This is a genomic window from Pseudomonas sp. CGJS7, assembly GCF_036961695.1.
This window is the reverse complement of sequence record NZ_JBAMDI010000034.1, coordinates 67,976-87,868: the sequence shown is the minus strand read 5'-3', so window position 1 is coordinate 87,868 and position 19,893 is coordinate 67,976. Positions and strand designations below refer to the sequence as shown.

Below are 19,893 nucleotides of genomic sequence, written 5' to 3'. Positions count from 1 at the left end.
ACGACCGAGCCATGCGCACAGCCGGCGTTCGCAGAAAAAATCCGCCCATGGCTTCGATCGCTGCTGCCTCGCCATATTTTTGGCGCCGCCGATGGGTTCCCAAGGCACGCAAACCCACTGATATCATTTGCAACGCCGATCACGGCTTGCTGTTATGGATCAGGGGGATCCACCATGTTGCGATACACCTTGCTCGCTCTCGCGCTGGCGCCGTTGGGCGCGGCTTTCGCCCAGACCGCCGCCGACACCGCCGCGCAAACCGGCAGCGGCACGCTCACCGTCGAAATCAAGAACTTCAGCAGCGAACAACCGCTGCCGAAGAAGGCCGAAAAACAGTTGCGCAGCGGCGGCCTGGAATGGGGAATCAAGGACAACCAGATCGTGTTCACCATGGTCGGCAAGCAGTTCGTCGATTTCCCGATCAACCACATGACCCGCTACGGCCAGTCCGAATCGCTGCCCTTGCCGGCCGGCGACTACCGCATCACCGGCATCGGCCTGGAAATGAGCACCGCTTTCAGCGTGCAGAAGATTCTCGACAAGGGCGCGTTCGTCAATCCGGACATCGTGACCTTCCGCATCGAAAACGGTAAAACCACCACGCTCAGCATCAACCCGGTGATCTACAAGGACGCGACCTTCGCGGTCAACTTCTGGATGCCGACGTTGATGGCCAGCGTCGTCACCGACGCCGGCAGCGGCGAAGCCAAGGCCTTGAACAAGCGGATCGAGACCTCGATCGCGTGGCCGCAGTACACCGGCCCGCTTAAGTTCGTCGCCAAGTAAGTCCAAAGAAAACGGCCCGCAATTGCGGGCCGTTTTTTCGCCGAGCGATCGAAGCGCTCAGCCTTTGCGAAACACCAGATGCCCGGCTTCGGCCTCGACCTGGATCGTGTCGCCGTTGGCGAACTCGCCGCTCAGAATCTTCTGAGCCAACGGATTCTCCAACTGCTGCTGCACCGCGCGCTTGAGCGGCCGCGCGCCGTAAACCGGATCGAAGCCGACGTTGCCGATCAGGTTCAACGCCGCCTCCGACAACGCCAGCTTCAGGCCGCGCTCGGCCAGACGCTTGTCCAGACCGTGCAGCTGGATCTTGGCGATCTCGCGGATCTGGCTCTTGTCGAGCGGATGGAACACCACGATGTCGTCGAGCCGGTTGATGAACTCGGGACGGAAGTGCGCCTGCACCACGCCCATCACCGCGGCCTTCATCTGCGTGTAGGCCTCCGGGGTGTCGTGGTCGCTGAGCTCCTGGATCATTTGCGAGCCCAGGTTGGAGGTCATCACGATCACGGTGTTGCGGAAGTCCACGGTGCGGCCCTGGCCGTCGGTCAGACGGCCGTCGTCGAGCACCTGCAACAGGATGTTGAACACGTCCGGATGCGCTTTCTCGACTTCGTCCAGCAGGATCACGCTGTACGGACGCCGGCGCACCGCCTCGGTCAGGTAGCCGCCTTCCTCATAGCCGACGTAGCCCGGAGGCGCGCCGACCAGGCGGCTGACCGCGTGCTTCTCCATGAACTCGCTCATGTCGATGCGGATCATCGCATCGGAGGAATCGAACAGAAATTCGGCCAGCGCCTTGCACAGCTCGGTCTTGCCCACGCCGGTCGGGCCCAGGAACAGGAACGAACCGCTGGGACGGTTGGGATCGGACAGGCCCGCGCGCGAACGCCGCACCGCGTCGGACACCACCCGCACCGCTTCGTCCTGGCCGACCACGCGCGCGTGCAGGGCCTGCTCCATCTTCAGCAGCTTGTCGCGCTCGCCTTCGAGCATCTTCGACACCGGAATGCCGGTCCAGCGCGCGACCACCTCGGCGATCTCTTCCGCGGTGACCTTGTCCTGCAGCAGCTTGAAGCCCTGGGTTTCGGCCTCCTGCGCGACTTTGAGCTGCTTCTCCAGTTCGGGCATGCGGCCGTACTGGATTTCGCTCATGCGGGCGAAGTCCTGGGTGCGCTGCGCGGCTTCCAGGTCGAGCTTGGCCTGCTCGATCTGCTCCTTGATCTTGGTCGCACCCTGCAAGGTGGCCTTTTCGGCCTTCCACACTTCTTCCAGGTCGTTGAACTCGCGCTCCAGCGTGGCGATCTCGGCTTCCAGATCGGCCAGGCGCTGCCTGGATTCGGGGTCCTTCTCTTTCTTCAGCGCCTCGCGCTGGATCTTGAGCTGGATCAGCCGGCGTTCCTTGCGGTCTAGCTCTTCGGGCTTGGAGTCGATCTCCATGCGGATGCGCGAGGCCGCTTCGTCCATCAGGTCGATGGCCTTGTCGGGCAGTTGCCGGTCGGCGATGTAACGATGCGACAAGGTCGCCGCGGCGACGATCGCCGGATCGGTGATCTCCACGCCGTGGTGGACCGCGTAGCGCTCCTTGAGCCCGCGCAGGATCGCGATGGTGTCTTCCACCGTCGGCTCGCCGACGAACACCTTCTGGAAGCGGCGCTCCAGGGCGGCGTCCTTCTCGACGTACTTGCGGTATTCGTCGAGCGTGGTCGCGCCGATGCAATGCAGTTCGCCGCGCGCCAGCGCCGGCTTGAGCATGTTGCCGGCGTCCATCGCGCCTTCGGCCTTGCCGGCGCCGACCATGGTGTGCAGTTCGTCGATGAACAAGATCACCTGGCCTTCGTTCTTGGCCAGGTCGTTGAGCACGGCCTTGAGCCGCTCTTCGAACTCGCCGCGGAACTTGGCGCCAGCGATCAACGCGCCCATGTCGAGCGAGAGCACGCGCTTGCCGCGCAGGCCTTCGGGCACTTCGTTGTTGATGATGCGCTGGGCCAGGCCTTCGACGATGGCGGTCTTGCCTACGCCGGGCTCGCCGATCAGCACCGGATTGTTCTTGGTCCGGCGCTGCAGCACCTGGATGGTGCGGCGGATTTCTTCATCGCGACCGACCACCGGATCGAGCTTGCCCGACTCGGCGCGCGCGGTCAGGTCGATGCAGTATTTTTCCAGCGCCTGCCGTTGTTCTTCGGCGTTTTCCGATTGCACGCTCTCGCCTCCGCGCAGTTTGTCGATGGCCGGTTCCAGCTTGGCCTTGGTCGCGCCGGCGGCCTTGAGCGCGCGGCCGGTGTCGCCGCCGTCGTCGAGCGCGGCGAGCAGGAACAGCTCGCTGGCGATGAAGGCATCGCCGCGTTGCTGCGCCAGTTTGTCGGTGACGTTGAGCAGGCGTGCCAGATCGTTGCCGACCGACACGTTGCCGGCCTGCCCGGACACCTTGGGCAGCTTCTCCAGGGCTTCGCCCAGACGCTCGCGCAGCAGCGGCACATTGACCCCGGCCTGGGCCAGCAACGGCTTGGTGCTGCCGCCGCTCTGGTCGAGCAGCGCGGTCAGCAAGTGCGCCGGTTCGATCACGCTGTGATCGCGCCCGACCGCCAGCGATTGCGCGTCCGACAGCGATTGCTGGAAGCGCGAGGTGAGCTTGTCCATCCGCATGGAGGGTTCTCCGAAAGGTAGGTGGCGGCCCTGGCGCGAGTGTGGCGTGGGGGCCGCGAATGACCTGTTAATGCGGGTGTGAGGAGGGCGTTTCAAGCGCGCCACTCGGTAGCCCCCTTTGCAAAAGGGGGCGGCGCCCTGCGCGGGCACGAAGTCAGGGCGAAGCTGCTGGCGCCGGGGATTGGCGGCAGGTCGCGGTGGATGCCGCTTCAGGAGCAACAGCAAGAGCAAATCCCCCCTAGCCCCCCTTTTTCAAAGGGGGGAACTGCTGGCACTGGGGCCTGGGGGATTCGAGGGTTAGGCGGGGTGGATAGAGCTTTGCCGCTTAGACCAGCGACGTGGGCTGCAAGATCTCGACCCAATACCCATCCGGATCCTTGATAAACGCGATGTGCTTCATCCGCCCATCGGTCAGCCGCTTCTGAAACGCCACCCCAAGCTGCTCGAACCGCGCGCAAGCCGCCTCCACATCCGGCACCGACACGCAGATATGCCCGAACCCGCGCGGCTCGCTGTTGCCGTGGTGATAAGCGAAGTCCGCGTCGTTCTCGGTGCCGTGGTTATGGGTGAGTTCCAGCACGCCGCGCTGGCTCAGCAGCCATTCGCCGCGCGCCGGTTCTTCGGCCGGAATCTGCGCGGGGTCGTTCACCAGCACCAGGAAGTACAGGCTGAACTGCGCTTCGTCGAAATCGCGCTTGCGCACCAGGGTGAAGCCGAGCACGCGGGTATAAAAATCCAGCGACGCTTTCGGATCCTTGATCCGCAGCATGGTGTGGTTGAACACGAAATCGCGGGTCGCGGCCTCGGGTTGCGCGGTCACGCCGGGGACGGCGTTGAGTTGGTTCTGCAGGGACATGGCGTGGGCCGGTTCGAAGGGGACTGATGGATTTAGGGCCGAAAGCCCCCGGTCTCAAGCCTCAGGCGATGCCGGCACCGGGTCGCGCTGGAAAGACAGCAGAACCAGCAATATCGCCAGACCGACGTACGCGCCGATGAATTGCCAGGAGATGGTGCGCGACAGGCCTTCCAGCGCCCACGGCAGGTACACGCCGCCGCGCGGGTCGACCGAATGGATGATGCCGAACAGCGCCAAGCCCGCGCCGGCGAGCAGGAACGCCGCCGCCCGGCGCAGACGGCCGTCGACCATCGCCGCCACCGCCGAGGTCCAGATCATCGAGGTCATGATGAAGCCGTTGCCCAGGGTCACGATCACCGCCATCTCCGGCAGGCCGTGGCCGTCGAGCGCGCTCATCAGCTGGGCGTGATGGTCCGGCGCGATCCAACCCGGGTTGCCGGTCTTGATCGCCAACATATAAGCCACCGACGGCAGGAAACCGAACACCATCGCGGTCGCGTGCTTGCTCGGCGTGGCCTGAAACGCCTGGGTGGTGATGTCCAGGGCGACGTACACGATGATCGGCGCCAACACCGCCAACGGCAGCCACTGCACCAGGCCAGAGACGATGCCCAGAATGCCGCCCAGGCCGATGAACAATCCGGTCAACAGCGTGTAACCGCTGCGCGCGCCCATGTGCTTGTACGCGGGCTGGCCGATATAGGGCGTGGTCTGGGCGACGCCGCCGACGAAACCGGCGACCAAGGTCGAGAACGCCTCGGCCAGCAAAATATCGCGGGTGCGGTAATCGTCGCCGGCCGCGCGCGCGCTTTCGCTGACGTTGATGCCGCCGACCACCATCAGCAAACCGAACGGCAGCAGCAGCGGCAGGTACGGCACCGTGTACGGCAGGCCGTCGATGAAGCCCAGCGTCGGCAGCGGCAGGACGAAGCTGAGCGGTTGCGGAGCGGGAAACGCGAAGCCCGGCGCTCCGAGTCCGATCGCGCCGAAGCCGTAGAACAACACCGTGCCGAACACGAACGCCAGGAACACGCCGGGCAGCTTCACCGGCAGCCGCCCCTTGGCGATCAGCACATACAGCAACAAGCCCAGCGTCATGAATCCGACCATCGGCGAGCGCAGGGTTTCGATCAGCGGCAGGAAGCCCATCAACACCAGCGCCACGCCGGCGATCGAGCCGAGCAGGCCCGCGCGCGGAATCAGGCGCGTCACCGCGTCGCCGGCGAACGACAGCACGAACTTGAGCAGACCCATCACGATCAGCGAGGCCATGCCGAGTTGCCAGGTGGCGGTCGCCGCGGCTTGCTCATCCATGCCGACCTGCTTGAAGCCGACGAAGGCCGGCCCCAGCACCAGCAAGGCCATGCCGATGCTGGTCGGCGCGTCCAGCCCCAGCGGCATCGCGGTGACGTCGTCGCGCCCGGTTTTCGCCGCCAACCGCCGCGCCATCCAGGTGTAGATCAAATTGCCGACCAGCACGCCGAACGCGGTGCCCGGGAACATGCGGGTATAGATCACCTCGGCGGGGAAGCCGAAGATGCCGATCAGGGCCGCGGAAATGAAGCCGAGGATGGACAGGTTGTCCACCACCAGGCCGAAGAAGCCGTTGAGGTCGCCGGCGACGAACCAGCGCCGCCGCTGAGCGGGAGCCGCCGCGTTCATCGGGCCTGCTCCGCATTTGCCGCGCAAGCCGCCTGCATCGCGCGCAATTGCGGCGAACCTGCACGCGCGGGCGGCGCCGCGAAGTCGGGACGAGACCGGGTCGGGAACGGGATGACGGCACTCATGGACGGTACTCGCGATGCGTGAAGGGGCGCTTCCATGCCGGAGGGCGTGCGATCGGTTCGCAAGCGCGAGTGTGCCGCCAATCGGCGGCGTTGGGGCGATTGTGGGGCGCGGGTGGGGTTATGGGCTTATGCCAACCGAAGTTACGAAGCCCCGCCGCGACAGCAGAAACCCCGCAACTCCAGCTTTCGCTCCCAGCCGTCCCTACACCATCGCCCTCACCCGTCATTCCGGCGAAAGCCGGAATCCATTTTGATCTTAGCTCCGCGTTGCAGAGACCCACGGCACAAGCAACAGCAAAATGGATTCCGGCTTTCGCCGGAATGACGGTGGTGGAACATTCGACGGTCGCGGTCGGGGACGGCTCAGGGACATTCGAGAGTTGCGGCCGTAGGCGCGATCGAGAACCGAACTTGAGCGCTGCTGTCGAGAGCCGCGGCTGAGAGTCAAGGTCGAGAGGAGCGATTGCAAACCACGCCATGCATGGCTTGCGCAGAGCCGCACCGTCTTACTCACCAAACCTACTCACCCACATCCAACCACCCGCGATACCGCACCAACAACCCCACCAGCGGCAACTGCGCCACCACATCGAAGTGATACCGCCCCTCGCGCTCGAACTCACGCGCACGCACACCGGAGAACCAACTGCGCGGCAACGGCAAACCGAGCGCGCGAACCCGCATCAGCCGCCACGCCAGCCCCGGGTCGTTGCCACTGTCCTCGCCCGTGCCATCGGCGCCGTAACTGCGCGGCGCGCCCATCGCCGCCGCCGGCACCGCCGCGGAGGACACGGTGATCGAATCGCCGGTATGGGCCGAGACCGTACGCGCCAACGCCGCCTCCGGCGCTTCGCCGATCGGTTCCAGCGCGAACGCGAAACGCATCGGCCCCAACCGTTCCAGCACCAGCCCGTCGCGGCCGCGCAGGTGCGAGCGCATCTTCGATTTGCCGAAACGCCGGGTCCAGGTCTCGCCGCGCGGGCCGGCGTGGATCTCGACTTCGATCGGCCCCGCATACGCCTTGGGCAAGCGGACGATGCCGGCGAACAGCCGCGACAACGCGCCTTCGCCGCGCTCGACCTGCGCCTCGCCGTGGTAGGCCTGCCGCCCGCTGCGCCCGTGCAGCAGCCGCAACGCGCGCGGCAACAACACGAAGCGCACCCCGAGCGTGCGCGGGTACAAGCCTTCGCGCGCGCCCAGACGGGCGGCGTCGCGGGCGGAGTTGGCTGCGCCGGCTTGCATCACAGCCCACGCAGCGATTTGGGCACGACATACTCGCGACCGTCGAAGGCCACGCGCACACTGCTCTTGTTCTTGACCACGTTCTTTTCCTTGCAATCCTTGCCGTCGACGACGGCGCGGCTGCTTTCCTCGGCGCTGTTGACCAGCAGGCCGGCATAACCGTGGTCGCGCTTGGCATCGATGGCGACGGTGCGGCGCACGCTGCTGAATTCGCCTGCGCAGTTGGTGTCCCATACGCCGCGCGAGAGCGCGACTTCCAGCCCCTGCAACACCGGCCGCAGCGCGCCGTCGCGGATCGCATACAGATTCAGCACCGTCGCGCCGTAGGGATTGGCGCGCGAGGAACCGATGTACTCGATGCGCAGGCCGAACGCCGTGGTGTCCTCGTTGAGGCGGTAGCGCGCGGTGTCCAGGATCAGCGCGCCGACCCGGACCGCGTCGGACACCAGCGCGTCGTCCTGGCGATAGCGTTGCAGGATGCGCGGCTGGGCCGAGTCGACGATCAGCAGTTCCAGATCCGCGGTGGCGCCGTTCGGGTTGATCGCCGCTTCATGGCCCAGTTGCACCGCCAGCAGGGTCTTGTCGGGCTCGGCCGGCCAGACCTTGCAGATCGCACCATGCTCGACGTCGATCCAGCGCGGGTTGGCGCCGGCGGTGCGCAGCAGTTCGCCGTCGTCGCCGGTTTCGCTTGCGGCGCCGGGATAGGCCTGCTTAAGCAAGTCGTACACGCGCTCGCGGCAGCCGTCCGCGGCCGACGCGTCGGCGCTCGACAGCGCGGCCAGGCAGAGCAGAACGGCCAAGGCCGTGCGTAGCGGCGTGCGCATCGTCATTGCATCCAGATCAGACTCGCCATGCGCCCGGTGCGGCGGTCGCGGCGATGGGAATAAAAGCGTTCGGGTTCGGCGATGGTGCACAGCCCGCCGCCGTGCACATGATCGGCGCGCAGACCGGCGCGCGCCAGACGCAATCGGGCCAAGGCATACAGATCGACCCGCCAGTGGCCCGGACGGGTGGCGAGGAAGGCGGCCTCGGCGGCGTTGTCGCCGGCCAGGAACGCATCGCGCACTTCCGCGCCGATTTCGTAGTGCTGCGGGCCGGCCGCGGGGCCGAGCCAGGCGCGCAAACGTTCGGGTGCGGTGCGCATCGCCGCGACCGTGGCTTCCAGCACGCCGTCGGCCAGTCCGCGCCAACCGGCGTGGGCGGCGCCGACTTCGCTGCCGTCTTCGGCGGCGAACAACACCGGCAAGCAGTCGGCGGTGAGGATGGCCAGCACGACTCCGCGTTCGGAAGTGACCGAGGCGTCGGCCTCGGGCTCTTCGACGCCTGCCGCATCGCGCTGGGCGCTGTCGAACCGCAGCACCCCGGCGCCGTGCACCTGATGCAACCAGTGCGGCGGCGACGGCAACGCCGCGCGTTCGGCCAGCAGTTCGCGATTGCGCATCACCGCGGCCGGATCGTCGCGCTCGTTGCCGTACAGCGTGCCCAGATTGAAGCGGTCGAACGGCGCTTGCGACACGCCCAGGCCGCCGCGCACGGTGGTGAAGCCGCGCACCGACGCCGGCAGCGGCCAGTCCGCGGCGATCCACGGCGCCGCGCCTTCCGCGCTCATCGGCCCGCTTCCGCCGCCGCGCGCGTGTCGGCGCGCAACTCGGCGATCAGCTGCTGCATATCGGCCGGCACCGCGGCGGTGCAGCGCACCGGCTCGCCGCTGATCGGGTGGGCGAATTCCAGGGTTTCGGCGTGCAGGGCCTGGCGCTTGAAGCCGCGCAGGGTCTCCACCAGGCCGTCGGTGGCGCCCTTGGGCAGCTTGAGCGGGCCGCCGTACAGCGGGTCGCCGACGATGGGGTGCTTGAGGTGCTGCATGTGCACGCGGATCTGGTGGGTGCGGCCGGTTTCCAGGCGGCATTCCAGCAGGGTGTGGGCGCGGAAGCGCTCGCGCAGGCGGTAATGGGTGACCGCGTCGCGGCCGTCCTCGCGCACGGCCATGCGCAGGCGGTCGCGCGGGTGACGGTCGATCGCGGCGTTGGCGGTGCCGCCGGAGACCAGCGCGCCGAGCACCACGGCCAGGTACTGGCGGTGGACTTCGCGTGCGGACAACTGCTCGACCAGCGAGGTGTGCGCCGGCAGGGTCCGGGCCACCACCATCACCCCGGAGGTGTCCTTGTCCAGGCGATGGACGATGCCGGCGCGCGGCAGCGCGGCCAGCGAGGGGTCGCGGTGCAGCAGGGCATTGACCAGGGTTCCGGCCGGATTGCCCGCGCCCGGGTGCACCACCAGCCCGGCCGGCTTGTCGAGCACGATCACCTCGCCGTCCTCGTACAGCACGTTGAGGGCGATGTCCTCGGGTTCGGCGTGGGTCTGGGTGTCCAGGACCACGTTCAACTCCACGGTTTCGCCGCCGCGCACCGGGTCGCGCGGGCGCGCCTGCTCGCCGTTCAGGCGGGCGTCGCCGCTCTTGATCCAGGCCGCCAGCCGCGAACGCGAATAGTCGGGGAACAGCTCGGCGAGGACCGCGTCGAAGCGGCGGCCGGCCGAGCTGTCGGGGACGGTGGCGGTCAGGGTCTGGCGGGGGTCGCTCATCGGAATCGGGTCTGTGGGTCTGTGCAAAGGGGCGAAACGGCGGCCCGGTCGGGACTGGGGCCGGCGAGGAAGTACGGGATCGGTTAAGGGGCCCGACCCGCGGACTGCTATTATCGGCTCTTCGTGCCTCCGGCGCCCGTCGATGCCTGCCATGACTGTACGTTCCGCCCCGTCCCGCGCTGCTTTGTCCCGTATGACTCGCCTGTTTTGCCTGCTGCTGCTGGTCGCGTTCGCCGCCACCGGCTGCAAGAGCGTCGGCAAGATGTTCAAGAAGGACAAGGACGCGGACGAAGGCCAGCCGGTCGAGGCCATCTACGAGAAAGCCCACAAGTCGATGACCAACGGCAACTGGGCCTCGGCCGAGGTCAGCTTCAAGCGCCTGGTCGCCCAGTACCCGTACGGTCCCTACACCGAGCAGTCGCTGATCGAGACCGCCTACGCCCAGTACAAGTCGGGCAAGCACGACGACGCGGTCAGCAGCATCGACCGTTTCATCCGCACCTACCCGACCCACCGCAACATCGCCTATCTGTACTACCTGCGCGGGCTGGTCAATTCCAGCCGCGACACGGTGTTCCTGCAGAAGGTCTGGCGCCTGGACGTGAGCCGCCGCGACCTGGCCACGCCGATGCAGGCCTACAACGACTTCCTGATCGTGGTCGAGCGCTACCCCAACAGCCGCTACGCTGAGGATTCGCGCAAGCGCATGATGGTGCTGCGCGACACCTTCGCCCGTCATGAGCTGGACGTGTCGCTGTATTACCTACGCCGCACCGCCGACGTCGCCGCCGCCGACCGCGCCAAGTACCTGCTGGAAACCTACCCGCAGAGCCGCTACCAGAACGATGCGGTGGCGGTGCTGATGACCGCGTACGACCGCCTGGGCAACCAGACCCTGTCCGCCGACGCCAAGCGCGTGCTGCAGCAGAACGACCCCAGCCATCCGGCGCTGAGCGGCAAGTGGCCGGATTACCCGAGCAACCTGCGCAAGCTCAACCCGTTCGCGGGCGAGAAGTCGGCGGTGGACAACCGCGACAAGGACGAAGCCAAGCGCGCGGAGAAGGCGGGCAAGGGGCAGTAAGCCCGGCTGCTCCTGTCGCCAACGAAAACGCCGCCCTCGGGCGGCGTTTTTTGTTTACGGTGCGGCGAAAGCGGAGCGCTCCCGCAACCGCCCGCGACAGCCCCACTTCCCCGTCATTCCGGCGAAAGCCGGAATCCATTTTGATCTTGCTGTTGCTTCAAACCCCGGAGGCAGCAACGGCAACAGCAAAGTCAAAATGGATTCCGGCTTTCGCCGGAATGACGATGAAACGAGCGCCCGTTATGGGTTCCGGTTTTCGCCGGAATGACGATGAAGCGAGCGCCCGTGGAGCGATTGCTACTACCCGGGCGGCCGAGACAAAACCTCAGCCCGAATAACCGTTACTGATCGGATACCGCCGCTCGCGCCCGAACGCCCGCCGCGACACCTTCGGCCCCGGCGCGGCCTGATGCCGCTTCCATTCGCTGATCCGCACCAGCCGCAGCACCCGCTCCACCGTCGCCGGATCGAACCCGGCGGCGACGATCTCATCGCGCGACTGTTCCTGATCGACATGGCGCAGCAAGATCGCATCGAGCACGTCGTAGGGCGGCAGCGAATCCTGATCCTTCTGGTTCTCGCGCAACTCTGCCGACGGCGGGCGCTCGATCACCGCCCACGGAATCACCGGCGCGCCGGCGATGGCGTTGCGCCAGCGCGCCAGCGCGAACACCTCGGTCTTGTACAGATCCTTGATCGGCGCGTACCCGCCGCACATGTCGCCGTAGATGGTGGCGTAACCGACCGCGTACTCGCTCTTGTTGCCGGTGGTCAGCAGCAGGCCGCCGAACTTGTTGCTCATCGCCATCATCAGCGCGCCGCGGGTGCGCGACTGCAGGTTTTCCTCGGTCACGTCGACCGGCTTGCCGGCGAAGGCTTCGGCCAAGGTGTCCAGATAACCCTGGAACGGCTTTTCGATCGGCAGCGCGAGCAGGCGCACGCCCTGGCTGGCGCATTGTTCGGCGGCCAGATCGTTGGACAAGTCGGCGGTGTAGCGCGAGGGCATGCGCACCGCGATCACGTTCTCCGGGCCCAGCGCGTCGACCGCGATGGCCATGACCAGGGACGAATCGATACCGCCCGACAGCCCCAGCCAGACCTTCTCGAAACCGTTCTTGCGGCAGTAATCGCGGGTGCCGCGCACCACCGCGCGCCAGGCCAGCGCGTCGCGGCCTTCGTCCTGCTCGCTGGGCCAGGACACCGGGGTGAAAGCGCCGGTTTGGTCGTTGTAGTCGGCGATCAGCCAATGGTCCTCGAACGCGGTCGCGGCCGGATGCACGTGGCCGCTGCCGTCGGCGAGCACCGAGGCGCCGTCGAACACCAACGCGTCCTGGCCGCCGACGACGTTGAGGTAGGCCAGGGCGACGCCGCGGCCGTTCGTTTGAGTTTCCTGCACGCGCAAGGCCAGCAGCGCATCGCGCTGGGCGTGCTTGTCGCGCTCGAACGGCGAGGCGTTGGGGACCAGCACCAGGCCCGCGCCGGCCGCGGCGGTGGCCGCCAAGGGTTCGGCGAACCACAGGTCTTCGCAGATCACCACGCCGACTTGCACGCCCTCGACCTCGAACACGCAGGCCTCGCCGTCGGGATCGACGTCGAAGTAGCGTCGCTCATCGAACACCGCGTAGTTGGGCAGCTCGCGCTTGCGGTAGGTCGCCTCGACCCGGCCGTCGCGCAACACGCTGGCGGCGTTGTAGACCACCGCGCCGGCCGCCTGCGGCCAGCCGACCACCGCGACGATCCCGCGCGCGGCGCCGGCGATGCGCAGCAGCGCGGCTTCGCAATCGGCGAGAAAGCTCGGCCGCAGCAACAGGTCTTCCGGCGGGTAGCCGCTGACCGCCAGCTCGGGAAACAGCACCACGTCGGCGCCGTGTTCGTCGCGCGCTTGCACGATCATCGCGGCGATGCGTTCGGCGTTTTTTTCGACCGCGCCGACGGGGAAGTCGAACTGGGCCAGGGCGATGCGGAGCGTTGCGGACATGCGCGGGCTACTCACTGAATGCGGCAGGTTGAAAACGATGGGTTGGATGCGGCGAACGACTTCGGAATTTGCCCCGCGCCGGCCCGGACACGGGCCGCGCCAAACCGAGGCGGGCTGAGCCAGCGACTACAGCCGCGCATAGCCGGCTTCCTTCTGCGCGCGGATCGCCAGTACGAAGACCGTCTCGATCGCCTGCACATAGCGGTACAGCGCCACATAGCCTCGGGTGTCCTGGCCGATGATCAGTTCGCGCAAATCCGAATCCGTGCCCCGGCCGATCAGGGGATTATCGGCAAGCACGTCCAGGGCGTTGACGATTCCTTCGATCCGCGCGCCGGTTTGCGCGACCTCGTGTGCGATCAGGTGATCGAGGATCCGATCGAAGTCTTCCAGCACTTCGGGAGCGAATTCGATCCTGGCCATTCAACCCGCCGGCTTCTTCGGCTTGGGTGCCGTGACCGGCCGGCCGGCGGCGCGCGCTTGCAGGTAGCGGCGCATGTCCGCCCACGGGATCGTCTCGCCGCTGGCCACGATGCGGGCGTAACGCTGCTCGGCCTGATCGCGCATCTGATCGCGATGTTCCTGGGCTTCGGCCTTCTCGGCGATGGCTTCCAGGATGAAGCCGTGCGGCGTGGTGCCGGCGCGTTCGGCCGCACGCGCTACGCGGATCTTGAGTTCTTCGGTCAGGCGGATGGTCGTGGTGGACATGGCATCCTCGATCGCGGTCGCAATGGGCCGAGCCTAGGCCCGTTACGCCCAATGTAGCACAAAAGTGCTACAGCCACGGACACAGGTCAAAAACAAAGAAGCCGCCCTGAGGCGGCTCCTTTGCTGATCGAACGCGGCATCGCGCTCGGCTGCATCGCGCTGGCTTACTTGGCCAACCGCTTAGCAATCGCCGCGCCCAGATCGCCCGGCGACTTCACCGTGGTGACGCCGGCCTTCTCCATCGCCGCGAACTTGCCCTCGGCCGTGCCCTGACCGCCCGAGGCGATCGCACCGGCATGGCCCATGCGCTTGCCCTTCGGCGCCGAAGCGCCGGCGATGAAGCCGACCACCGGCTTGGTCACGTACTGAGCGATGAACTCGGCCGCTTCTTCCTCGGCCGAACCGCCGATCTCGCCGACCATGATGATGCCTTCGGTCTGCGGATCGTCCTGGAACCACTTCAGCGCGTCGATGAAGTTGGTGCCGTTGATCGGGTCGCCGCCGATGCCGATGCAGGTCGACTGGCCCAGGCCCACGTCGGTGGTCTGCTTGACCGCTTCATAGGTCAGCGTGCCCGAACGCGAGACGATGCCGATCTTGCCCGGCTTGTGGATGTGGCCCGGCATGATGCCGATCTTGCACTCGCCCGGGGTGATCACGCCGGGGCAGTTCGGACCGACCAGGACCACGTCTTCAAAGCCGTTGAGGGTGTTCTTGACCCGCAGCATGTCCAGCACCGGAATGCCTTCGGTGATGCAGACGATGACCTTGATGCCGGCATCGGCCGCTTCCAGGATCGCGTCGGCCGCGAACGGCGGCGGCACGTAGATCACCGACGCGTCGGCGCCGGTTTCGTTGACCGCGTCGCGCACGGTGTTGAACACCGGCAGGCCGAGGTGCTGGGTGCCGCCCTTGCCCGGGGTCACGCCGCCGACGACCTTGGTGCCGTACTCGAGCATCTGTTCGGCGTGGAAGGTGCCCTGCGAGCCGGTGAAGCCCTGGACGATGACCTTGGTGTTCTTGTTGATCAAAACGGACATGTCATTAGCCCCTTACTTGCCGGCGACGGCGGCAACCGCCTTCTTCGCGCCGTCGTTGATGTTGTCGGCCGGGGTAATGGCCAGACCCGAGTTCTTCAGCAGTTCCTTGCCGGCTTCCACGTTGGTGCCTTCAAGGCGCACGATCACCGGGACTTTGACGTCGACTTCCTTGACCGCGGCGATGATGCCCTCGGCGATCATGTCGCAGCGGACGATGCCGCCGAAGATGTTGACGAAGATCGCCTTGACCTTGTCCGAGCTGAGGATCAGCTTGAACGCTTCGGTCACGCGCTCCTTGGTGGCGCCGCCGCCGACGTCGAGGAAGTTGGCCGGCGAGCCGCCTTCCAGCTGGATCACGTCCATGGTCGCCATCGCCAGGCCGGCGCCGTTGACCATGCAGCCGATGTTGCCGTCCATGGTGACGTAGTTGAGGTCGTGCTGGCTGGCCAGCACCTCGGTCTCGTCTTCCTGGCGGATGTCGCGCATCGCGGCCAGATCCTTGTGACGGAACGTGGCGTTGTCGTCGCTGTTGACCTTGCCGTCGAGCACGGCGAGGTTGCCGTTGGTGAGGATCGCCAGCGGGTTGAGCTCAACCAGCGCCAGGTCCTTCTCGTTGAACAGCTTGTACAGGCCCAGCATGATCGTGGTCAGCTGGCCGGCCTGCTTGGCGTTGAGGCCCAGGTCGAAGGCGAGCTCGCGGCACTGGTAGGCCTGCAGGCCCTGCACGTAGTTGACGTGGATGGTCTTGATCGCTTCGGGGTTTTCCTCGGCGACCTTCTCGATTTCCACGCCGCCTTCGGCCGAGGCGATGAAGGTGATCGACTTGGTCGAACGGTCGACCAGGACCGACAGATACAGTTCCTTGGCGATGTCGGTGCCTTCGGAGATCAGCACCGTATCGATCGGCAGGGCGACGCCGGCCGACTGGTAGGTCTCCATCTTGGTGCCGAGCATGGCTTTGGCGTACTGCTTCACTTCGTCGAAGTTCTTGGCCAGCTTGACGCCGCCGGCCTTGCCGCGGCCGCCTGCGTGGATCTGGGCCTTGACCACCCAAAGATCGCCCGGAATGGCCTTGGCGGCCGCAACGGCTTCATCGGGAGTGCGCGCAACGCGCCCGGCCGGCACCGCGATGCCGTAGTCGGCAAACAGCTGCTTTGCCTGATATTCGTGAAAATTCATGCGTCACCGAGGGGAGTGAAAGACGTCCCGCGCGTGTACCCGGCCAAGGACCGGCGGACGCGCGAGGGGGCCGCATTGTCGCCGATCGCGGCGGGCCGAGCAAAACCCGGCGACAGCCGGTCCGGCGACCCGACCCAGCATGGCGCCCGCGTGTTACCGGCCAGCGGCGGGGCGAAACCGGGTTCGGCGGGGTCCGCCCCCGGCGGCAGGCCGCTCCGAAGCGGGCCCGGCCGACCCATCGAGGATGAGCACAAGCCCGATCAGGCAAGGTCGGCGCCGGTTTCGTCCCGCGCCCGACGCGCCCGACGCGCCGCCCGCAATCGCGCACCCCAGCGCGAACGGCCGACCGCCCTATACTGATAAGTACTCCGCCCGCGCCGGGAATCCCCGCTTGCCGTCAGGTCTCGTTCCCTCCAGTCCGGCCGATGCCGACCTCGCGCTGCGCCGCGAACTGTATTTCTTCACCCTCTACCGCCTGCTCGAAGCCGCCTTGCTGGTGTTCTTCCTGTTCGGGCCGGTGGACAACCTGATCGACCCGCCGCGCCACGACCTCTTCGCCCGCTCGCTGGCGCTGTCGTACCTGTTCATGGCCGCGCTGCTGTTCGTGTTCGGCCGTCGCGGCGAGTTGCGCAGCCAGGTCGCCGCCGGCATCGCCTGCGACCTGTTCTTCGGCATCCTGGCCATCCATGCCCTGCCCTCGGCCGGCACCGGCATCGCGCTGATGCTGTTGTTCAACGTCGGCGCGGCCGCGCTGCTGCTGCCCACCCGTTTCGGCATCGGCGCGGCGATCCTGGCCTGCCTGGGCCTGATCGGCGAATGGCTGTGGAGCGAACTGGGCAGCGAAGGCGTCGGCCGCACCCTGGCCGAGCCGATCATGTTCTCGCTGGGCTACATCTCGATCGGCCTGCTCACCAACATGCTCGGCCGGCAGATGCGCGAGAGCCAGGAACTGGCCGAACGCCGCGGCGCCGAGGCGGCCAACTACGCCGAAATCAACGAACTCATCATCCGCCGGATGCGCACCGGCGTGCTGCTGGTCGACGGCGAAGGCCGCCTGCGCCTGGCCAACGAGGCGGCGATGCTGCTGCTCGGCGACAGCGGCGAGTACGACGGCACCCGCCACGGCCACCGCATCCTCGCCATCGCCTCGCCCGAACTCGCCCGCCGCCTGAGCCGCTGGCGGGTGGAAGGACGCCCGGACGAAAGCCCGCTGCAACTCGCGCCCGACCTGCCCGAAGTGGTGCCGCGCTTCACCCGCCTGCTCGCCGGCAGCGATCAGACCCTGATCTTTCTCGACGACACCTCGCTGGTCTCTCGCCGCGCCGAGTCGATCACCCTGGCCGCCCTCGGCCGCTTCTCGGCCAGCCTCGCCCACGAAATCCGCAACCCGCTGGCGGCGATCAACTACGCGGTGCAGTTGCTGGAAGAATCGCGCGACATCGCGGTTTCCGACCGGCGCCTGCTGGAGATCGTGCGCCAACAAGGTTCGCGCATGAACGGCATCGTCGAAAACGTGCTCGGCATGGCCCGGCGCGAACCGGCCAAGCCCGAGCATGTGGAACTGATGGGCTTTGTGCGCCAGTTCGTCGACGAGTACCGCGTCAGTCACCCGATCGAACTGGACACCTTGCGCGCGACCGGCGCCCACAGCCAGGTCGCCGCGCTGGTCGATCCGCGCCAACTGCATCAAGCGCTGACGGTGCTGGTGCACAACGCGCTCACCTACGGCCGCCAACCGGGCGAGCCGGCCAAGGTGACCGTGCACGTGTACTTCGACGAAATCGGCCTGCCGGCGATCGACGTACTCGACCGCGGCCCGGGCATTCCCGAATCGGTGGCCGAACGTTTGTTCCGCCCGTTCTTCACCACCTCCAGCCACGGCACCGGCCTGGGCTTGTACATCGCGCGCGAGCTGTGCCGGGCCAATCAAGCCGCACTGGACCACGTGCCGGTGCCGGGCGGCGGCGGCTGCTTCCGCATCCGCCTGGCCGGCGCGAGCGCGCTGTCGTCGGCCTGAACGGATGCCGTCGGTGGACGGCTTTAGCAGAATCTGTGCCACAGCCGTCTTGGCCTTAACCATCCCGTTAAGCTATCGTGGGCGGTGGAGGGCGCATGGCTGAAACCCGTAGTGCATTAGTAGTCGACGACGAGCGCGACATTCGCGAGCTGCTCGTCATGACCTTGGGCCGCATGGGCCTGCGTTGCGACACCGCGTCGGGCCTCGGCGAGGCTCGCAGCCAGCTGCTGCGCAATCGTTACGACTTGTGCCTGACCGACATGCGCCTGCCGGACGGCTCGGGCATGGACCTGGTGGCCGAGATCAGCCAGAAGTATCCGAACACCCCGGTGGCGATGATCACCGCGTTCGGCAACGTCGAAGCCGCGGTCGAAGCGCTCAAGGCCGGCGCGTTCGACTTCGTCGCCAAGCCGGTCGATCTGGCCGTGCTGCGCGACCTGGTCCGTCACGCCCTGGAACTCAACGAAACCCGCCGCAACGCCAGCGAGGCCGTGGGTTCGCGCCTGTACGGCGAATCGCCGGCGATGATCAAGCTGCGCCAGACCATCGGCAAAGTCGCGCGCAGCCAGGCGCCGGTGTACATCGCCGGCGAATCCGGCGTCGGCAAGGAACTGGTCGCGCGCACCATCCATTCCGAAGGCGGCCGCGCCGATGGCCCGTTCGTGCCGGTCAACTGCGGCGCGATTCCGGCCGAGCTGATGGAAAGCGAATTCTTCGGCCACAAGAAAGGCAGCTTCACCGGCGCCCACGCCGACAAGCCCGGCCTGTTCCAGGCCGCCGACGGCGGCACCTTGTTCCTCGACGAGGTCGCCGAGCTGCCGCTGCCGATGCAGGTCAAGCTGCTGCGCGCGATCCAGGAAAAGTCGATCCGCCCGGTCGGCGCCCAGGCCGAAGTCGTGGTCGACGTGCGCATCCTCTCGGCGACCCACAAGGACCTCGCCGCACTGGTCGCCGAAGGCCGCTTCCGCCAGGACTTGTACTACCGCATCAACGTGATCGAACTGCGCGTGCCGCCGCTGCGCGAACGCCTGGACGACCTGCCCGGCCTGGCCGCCAAGATCCTGCACCGCCTGGCCGGCAACCAGGGCCGCGCGGTCCCGCGCCTGGGCGACGACGCCCTCGACGCGCTGCGCGCCTACGGCTTTCCCGGCAACGTGCGCGAACTGGAAAACATCCTCGAGCGCGCCCTGGCCCTGGCCGAAGGCGAATTGCTCAACGCCACCGACCTGCGCCTGCCGCGCCTGGCCACTCAGGCCCCGCTCGGCACCGTCCCCGGCGCTCCCGCGGCCGCGGCGAGCGGAGCGCCGCCGGCGGCGCCCCCGGGCGCCGTCGATCCGCGGACCCTGAATCCGCGCGACACCGCCACCAGCGCCTTGCCCTCGTACATCGAGGAAATCGAACGCGCGGCGATCCAGCAGGCCTTGCAGGAAAATCGCTACAACAAGACGCGTACTGCGGCGGCGCTGGGGATTACGTTCCGGGCGTTGCGGTACAAGCTCAAAAAGCTCGGGATCGATTAAGGCAGGGGGCCGCCGGCGCCCCCCCCTATCAGCCGCACGTATCGATCCGCCTTTAGTCCAACCGAACAACCGTCGTCGGCGCCTGCCGTCGACGATGCTGCTGGCCGCCTCTAAGCTCGCGGCCACGCCCGCCCAGACACTTTCCGCATTCGGGCCGCCCCTGCTCAAGCAACGAGTGGGCCCAGGACTCAAACGCCTTAATTGCGCTGCGCATACCGAATCTACGCGTCCAGGCGGCGGCGGACGGCCCTTCGCCGCTCATCCGACCAATCCACCCGATCAACGGCCTGCCATCAGCAACCTCCCCGGCCAAGGGGAAGGTGACGTGCGGCGCACTTTCTTCAGCGGGGCGTCCAATGTGACGCATCCGGTCACCCACCCCTCTCGCCGACTGCCCCTTAACGTCACTTCATCCGGGAATCGGCCCCTTTAGAGCGTGATCACAATTACAGTTTCCATTTGGCACAACTACTGGG

The 19,893-nt window shown here is 67.0% G+C and carries 16 protein-coding genes; 4 read left to right on the top strand and 12 right to left on the bottom strand.

Annotated features, from left to right (window positions below; all coding sequences use genetic code 11):
* The first annotated feature begins 174 nt into the window (after positions 1-174).
* Positions 175-786 carry a hypothetical protein gene (locus V7787_RS21025; protein WP_336089504.1) on the top strand — a complete coding sequence of 204 codons (612 nt, stop codon included), beginning with the start codon at positions 175-177 and terminating at the stop codon, positions 784-786.
* 57 nt (positions 787-843) lie between these two features.
* On the opposite strand, the gene clpB is transcribed toward V7787_RS21025, so the two are convergent.
* The 7 genes from clpB to rluD all read right to left on the bottom strand — a co-directional run bounded on the left by clpB (position 844) and on the right by rluD (position 9,894).
* The gene (gene clpB, locus V7787_RS21020; protein WP_336089503.1) at positions 844-3,429 is read right to left on the bottom strand and encodes an ATP-dependent chaperone ClpB; all 2,586 of its coding nucleotides are present in this window, start codon (positions 3,427-3,429) and stop codon (positions 844-846) included.
* Between the two features lie 325 nt (positions 3,430-3,754).
* On the bottom strand, positions 3,755-4,285 hold the full coding sequence (gene gloA / locus V7787_RS21015) for a lactoylglutathione lyase (protein WP_336089502.1): 531 nt from the start codon (positions 4,283-4,285) through the stop codon (positions 3,755-3,757).
* A 54-nt stretch (positions 4,286-4,339) separates the two neighbouring features.
* Complete coding sequence (locus V7787_RS21010; RefSeq protein WP_336089501.1) at positions 4,340-5,947, bottom strand: hypothetical protein; 1,608 nt, start codon at positions 5,945-5,947, stop codon at positions 4,340-4,342.
* Between the two features lie 644 nt (positions 5,948-6,591).
* Entirely contained in the window at positions 6,592-7,314 is a 723-nt protein-coding gene (locus tag V7787_RS21005) for a DUF4166 domain-containing protein (protein WP_336089500.1), read from the bottom strand.
* Positions 7,314-8,138: a hypothetical protein gene (locus tag V7787_RS21000; RefSeq protein ID WP_336089499.1), complete on the bottom strand. Its 825-nt coding sequence runs from the start codon at positions 8,136-8,138 to the stop codon at positions 7,314-7,316. The genes V7787_RS21005 and V7787_RS21000 overlap by 1 nt, the downstream gene beginning before the upstream one ends.
* Before the next feature lie 2 nt (positions 8,139-8,140).
* Entirely contained in the window at positions 8,141-8,923 is a 783-nt protein-coding gene (pgeF, locus tag V7787_RS20995) for a peptidoglycan editing factor PgeF (RefSeq protein WP_336089498.1), read from the bottom strand.
* Positions 8,920-9,894, bottom strand: a complete 975-nt coding sequence (rluD, locus tag V7787_RS20990) for a 23S rRNA pseudouridine(1911/1915/1917) synthase RluD (RefSeq protein WP_336089497.1) — start codon at positions 9,892-9,894, stop codon at positions 8,920-8,922. The genes pgeF and rluD overlap by 4 nt, the downstream gene beginning before the upstream one ends.
* Before the next feature lie 193 nt (positions 9,895-10,087).
* Here rluD and V7787_RS20985 point away from each other — a divergent pair, with 193 nt between their 5' ends.
* Entirely contained in the window at positions 10,088-10,975 is an 888-nt protein-coding gene (locus V7787_RS20985; protein ID WP_336089496.1) for an outer membrane protein assembly factor BamD, read from the top strand.
* Between the two features lie 325 nt (positions 10,976-11,300).
* Here V7787_RS20985 and V7787_RS20980 read toward each other — a convergent pair whose 3' ends face one another.
* The 5 genes from V7787_RS20980 to sucC all read right to left on the bottom strand — a co-directional run bounded on the left by V7787_RS20980 (position 11,301) and on the right by sucC (position 15,880).
* Positions 11,301-12,953 carry an NAD+ synthase gene (locus V7787_RS20980; RefSeq protein WP_336089495.1) on the bottom strand — a complete coding sequence of 551 codons (1,653 nt, stop codon included), beginning with the start codon at positions 12,951-12,953 and terminating at the stop codon, positions 11,301-11,303.
* A 126-nt stretch (positions 12,954-13,079) separates the two neighbouring features.
* Positions 13,080-13,376, bottom strand: a complete 297-nt coding sequence (locus tag V7787_RS20975) for a type II toxin-antitoxin system RelE/ParE family toxin (RefSeq protein ID WP_336089494.1) — start codon at positions 13,374-13,376, stop codon at positions 13,080-13,082.
* Positions 13,377-13,661, bottom strand: a complete 285-nt coding sequence (locus V7787_RS20970) for a hypothetical protein (protein WP_336089493.1) — start codon at positions 13,659-13,661, stop codon at positions 13,377-13,379.
* Between the two features lie 164 nt (positions 13,662-13,825).
* Positions 13,826-14,701, bottom strand: a complete 876-nt coding sequence (sucD, locus tag V7787_RS20965; RefSeq protein WP_442965328.1) for a succinate--CoA ligase subunit alpha — start codon at positions 14,699-14,701, stop codon at positions 13,826-13,828.
* 12 nt (positions 14,702-14,713) lie between these two features.
* Positions 14,714-15,880, bottom strand: coding sequence for an ADP-forming succinate--CoA ligase subunit beta (gene sucC, locus V7787_RS20960; RefSeq protein WP_336089492.1), 1,167 nt, complete (start codon positions 15,878-15,880; stop codon positions 14,714-14,716).
* Between the two features lie 391 nt (positions 15,881-16,271).
* Between sucC and V7787_RS20955 the strand changes: the two genes are divergently transcribed.
* Together V7787_RS20955 and V7787_RS20950 are read left to right on the top strand one after the other, a co-directional pair.
* Positions 16,272-17,897 (top strand): sensor histidine kinase, encoded by a 1,626-nt coding sequence (locus V7787_RS20955; RefSeq protein WP_336089491.1) that lies wholly within the window; start codon positions 16,272-16,274, stop codon positions 17,895-17,897.
* A gap of 95 nt (positions 17,898-17,992) precedes the next feature.
* Positions 17,993-19,417, top strand: a complete 1,425-nt coding sequence (locus V7787_RS20950) for a sigma-54-dependent transcriptional regulator (RefSeq protein WP_336089490.1) — start codon at positions 17,993-17,995, stop codon at positions 19,415-19,417.
* The last annotated feature ends 476 nt before the right edge of the window (positions 19,418-19,893 follow it).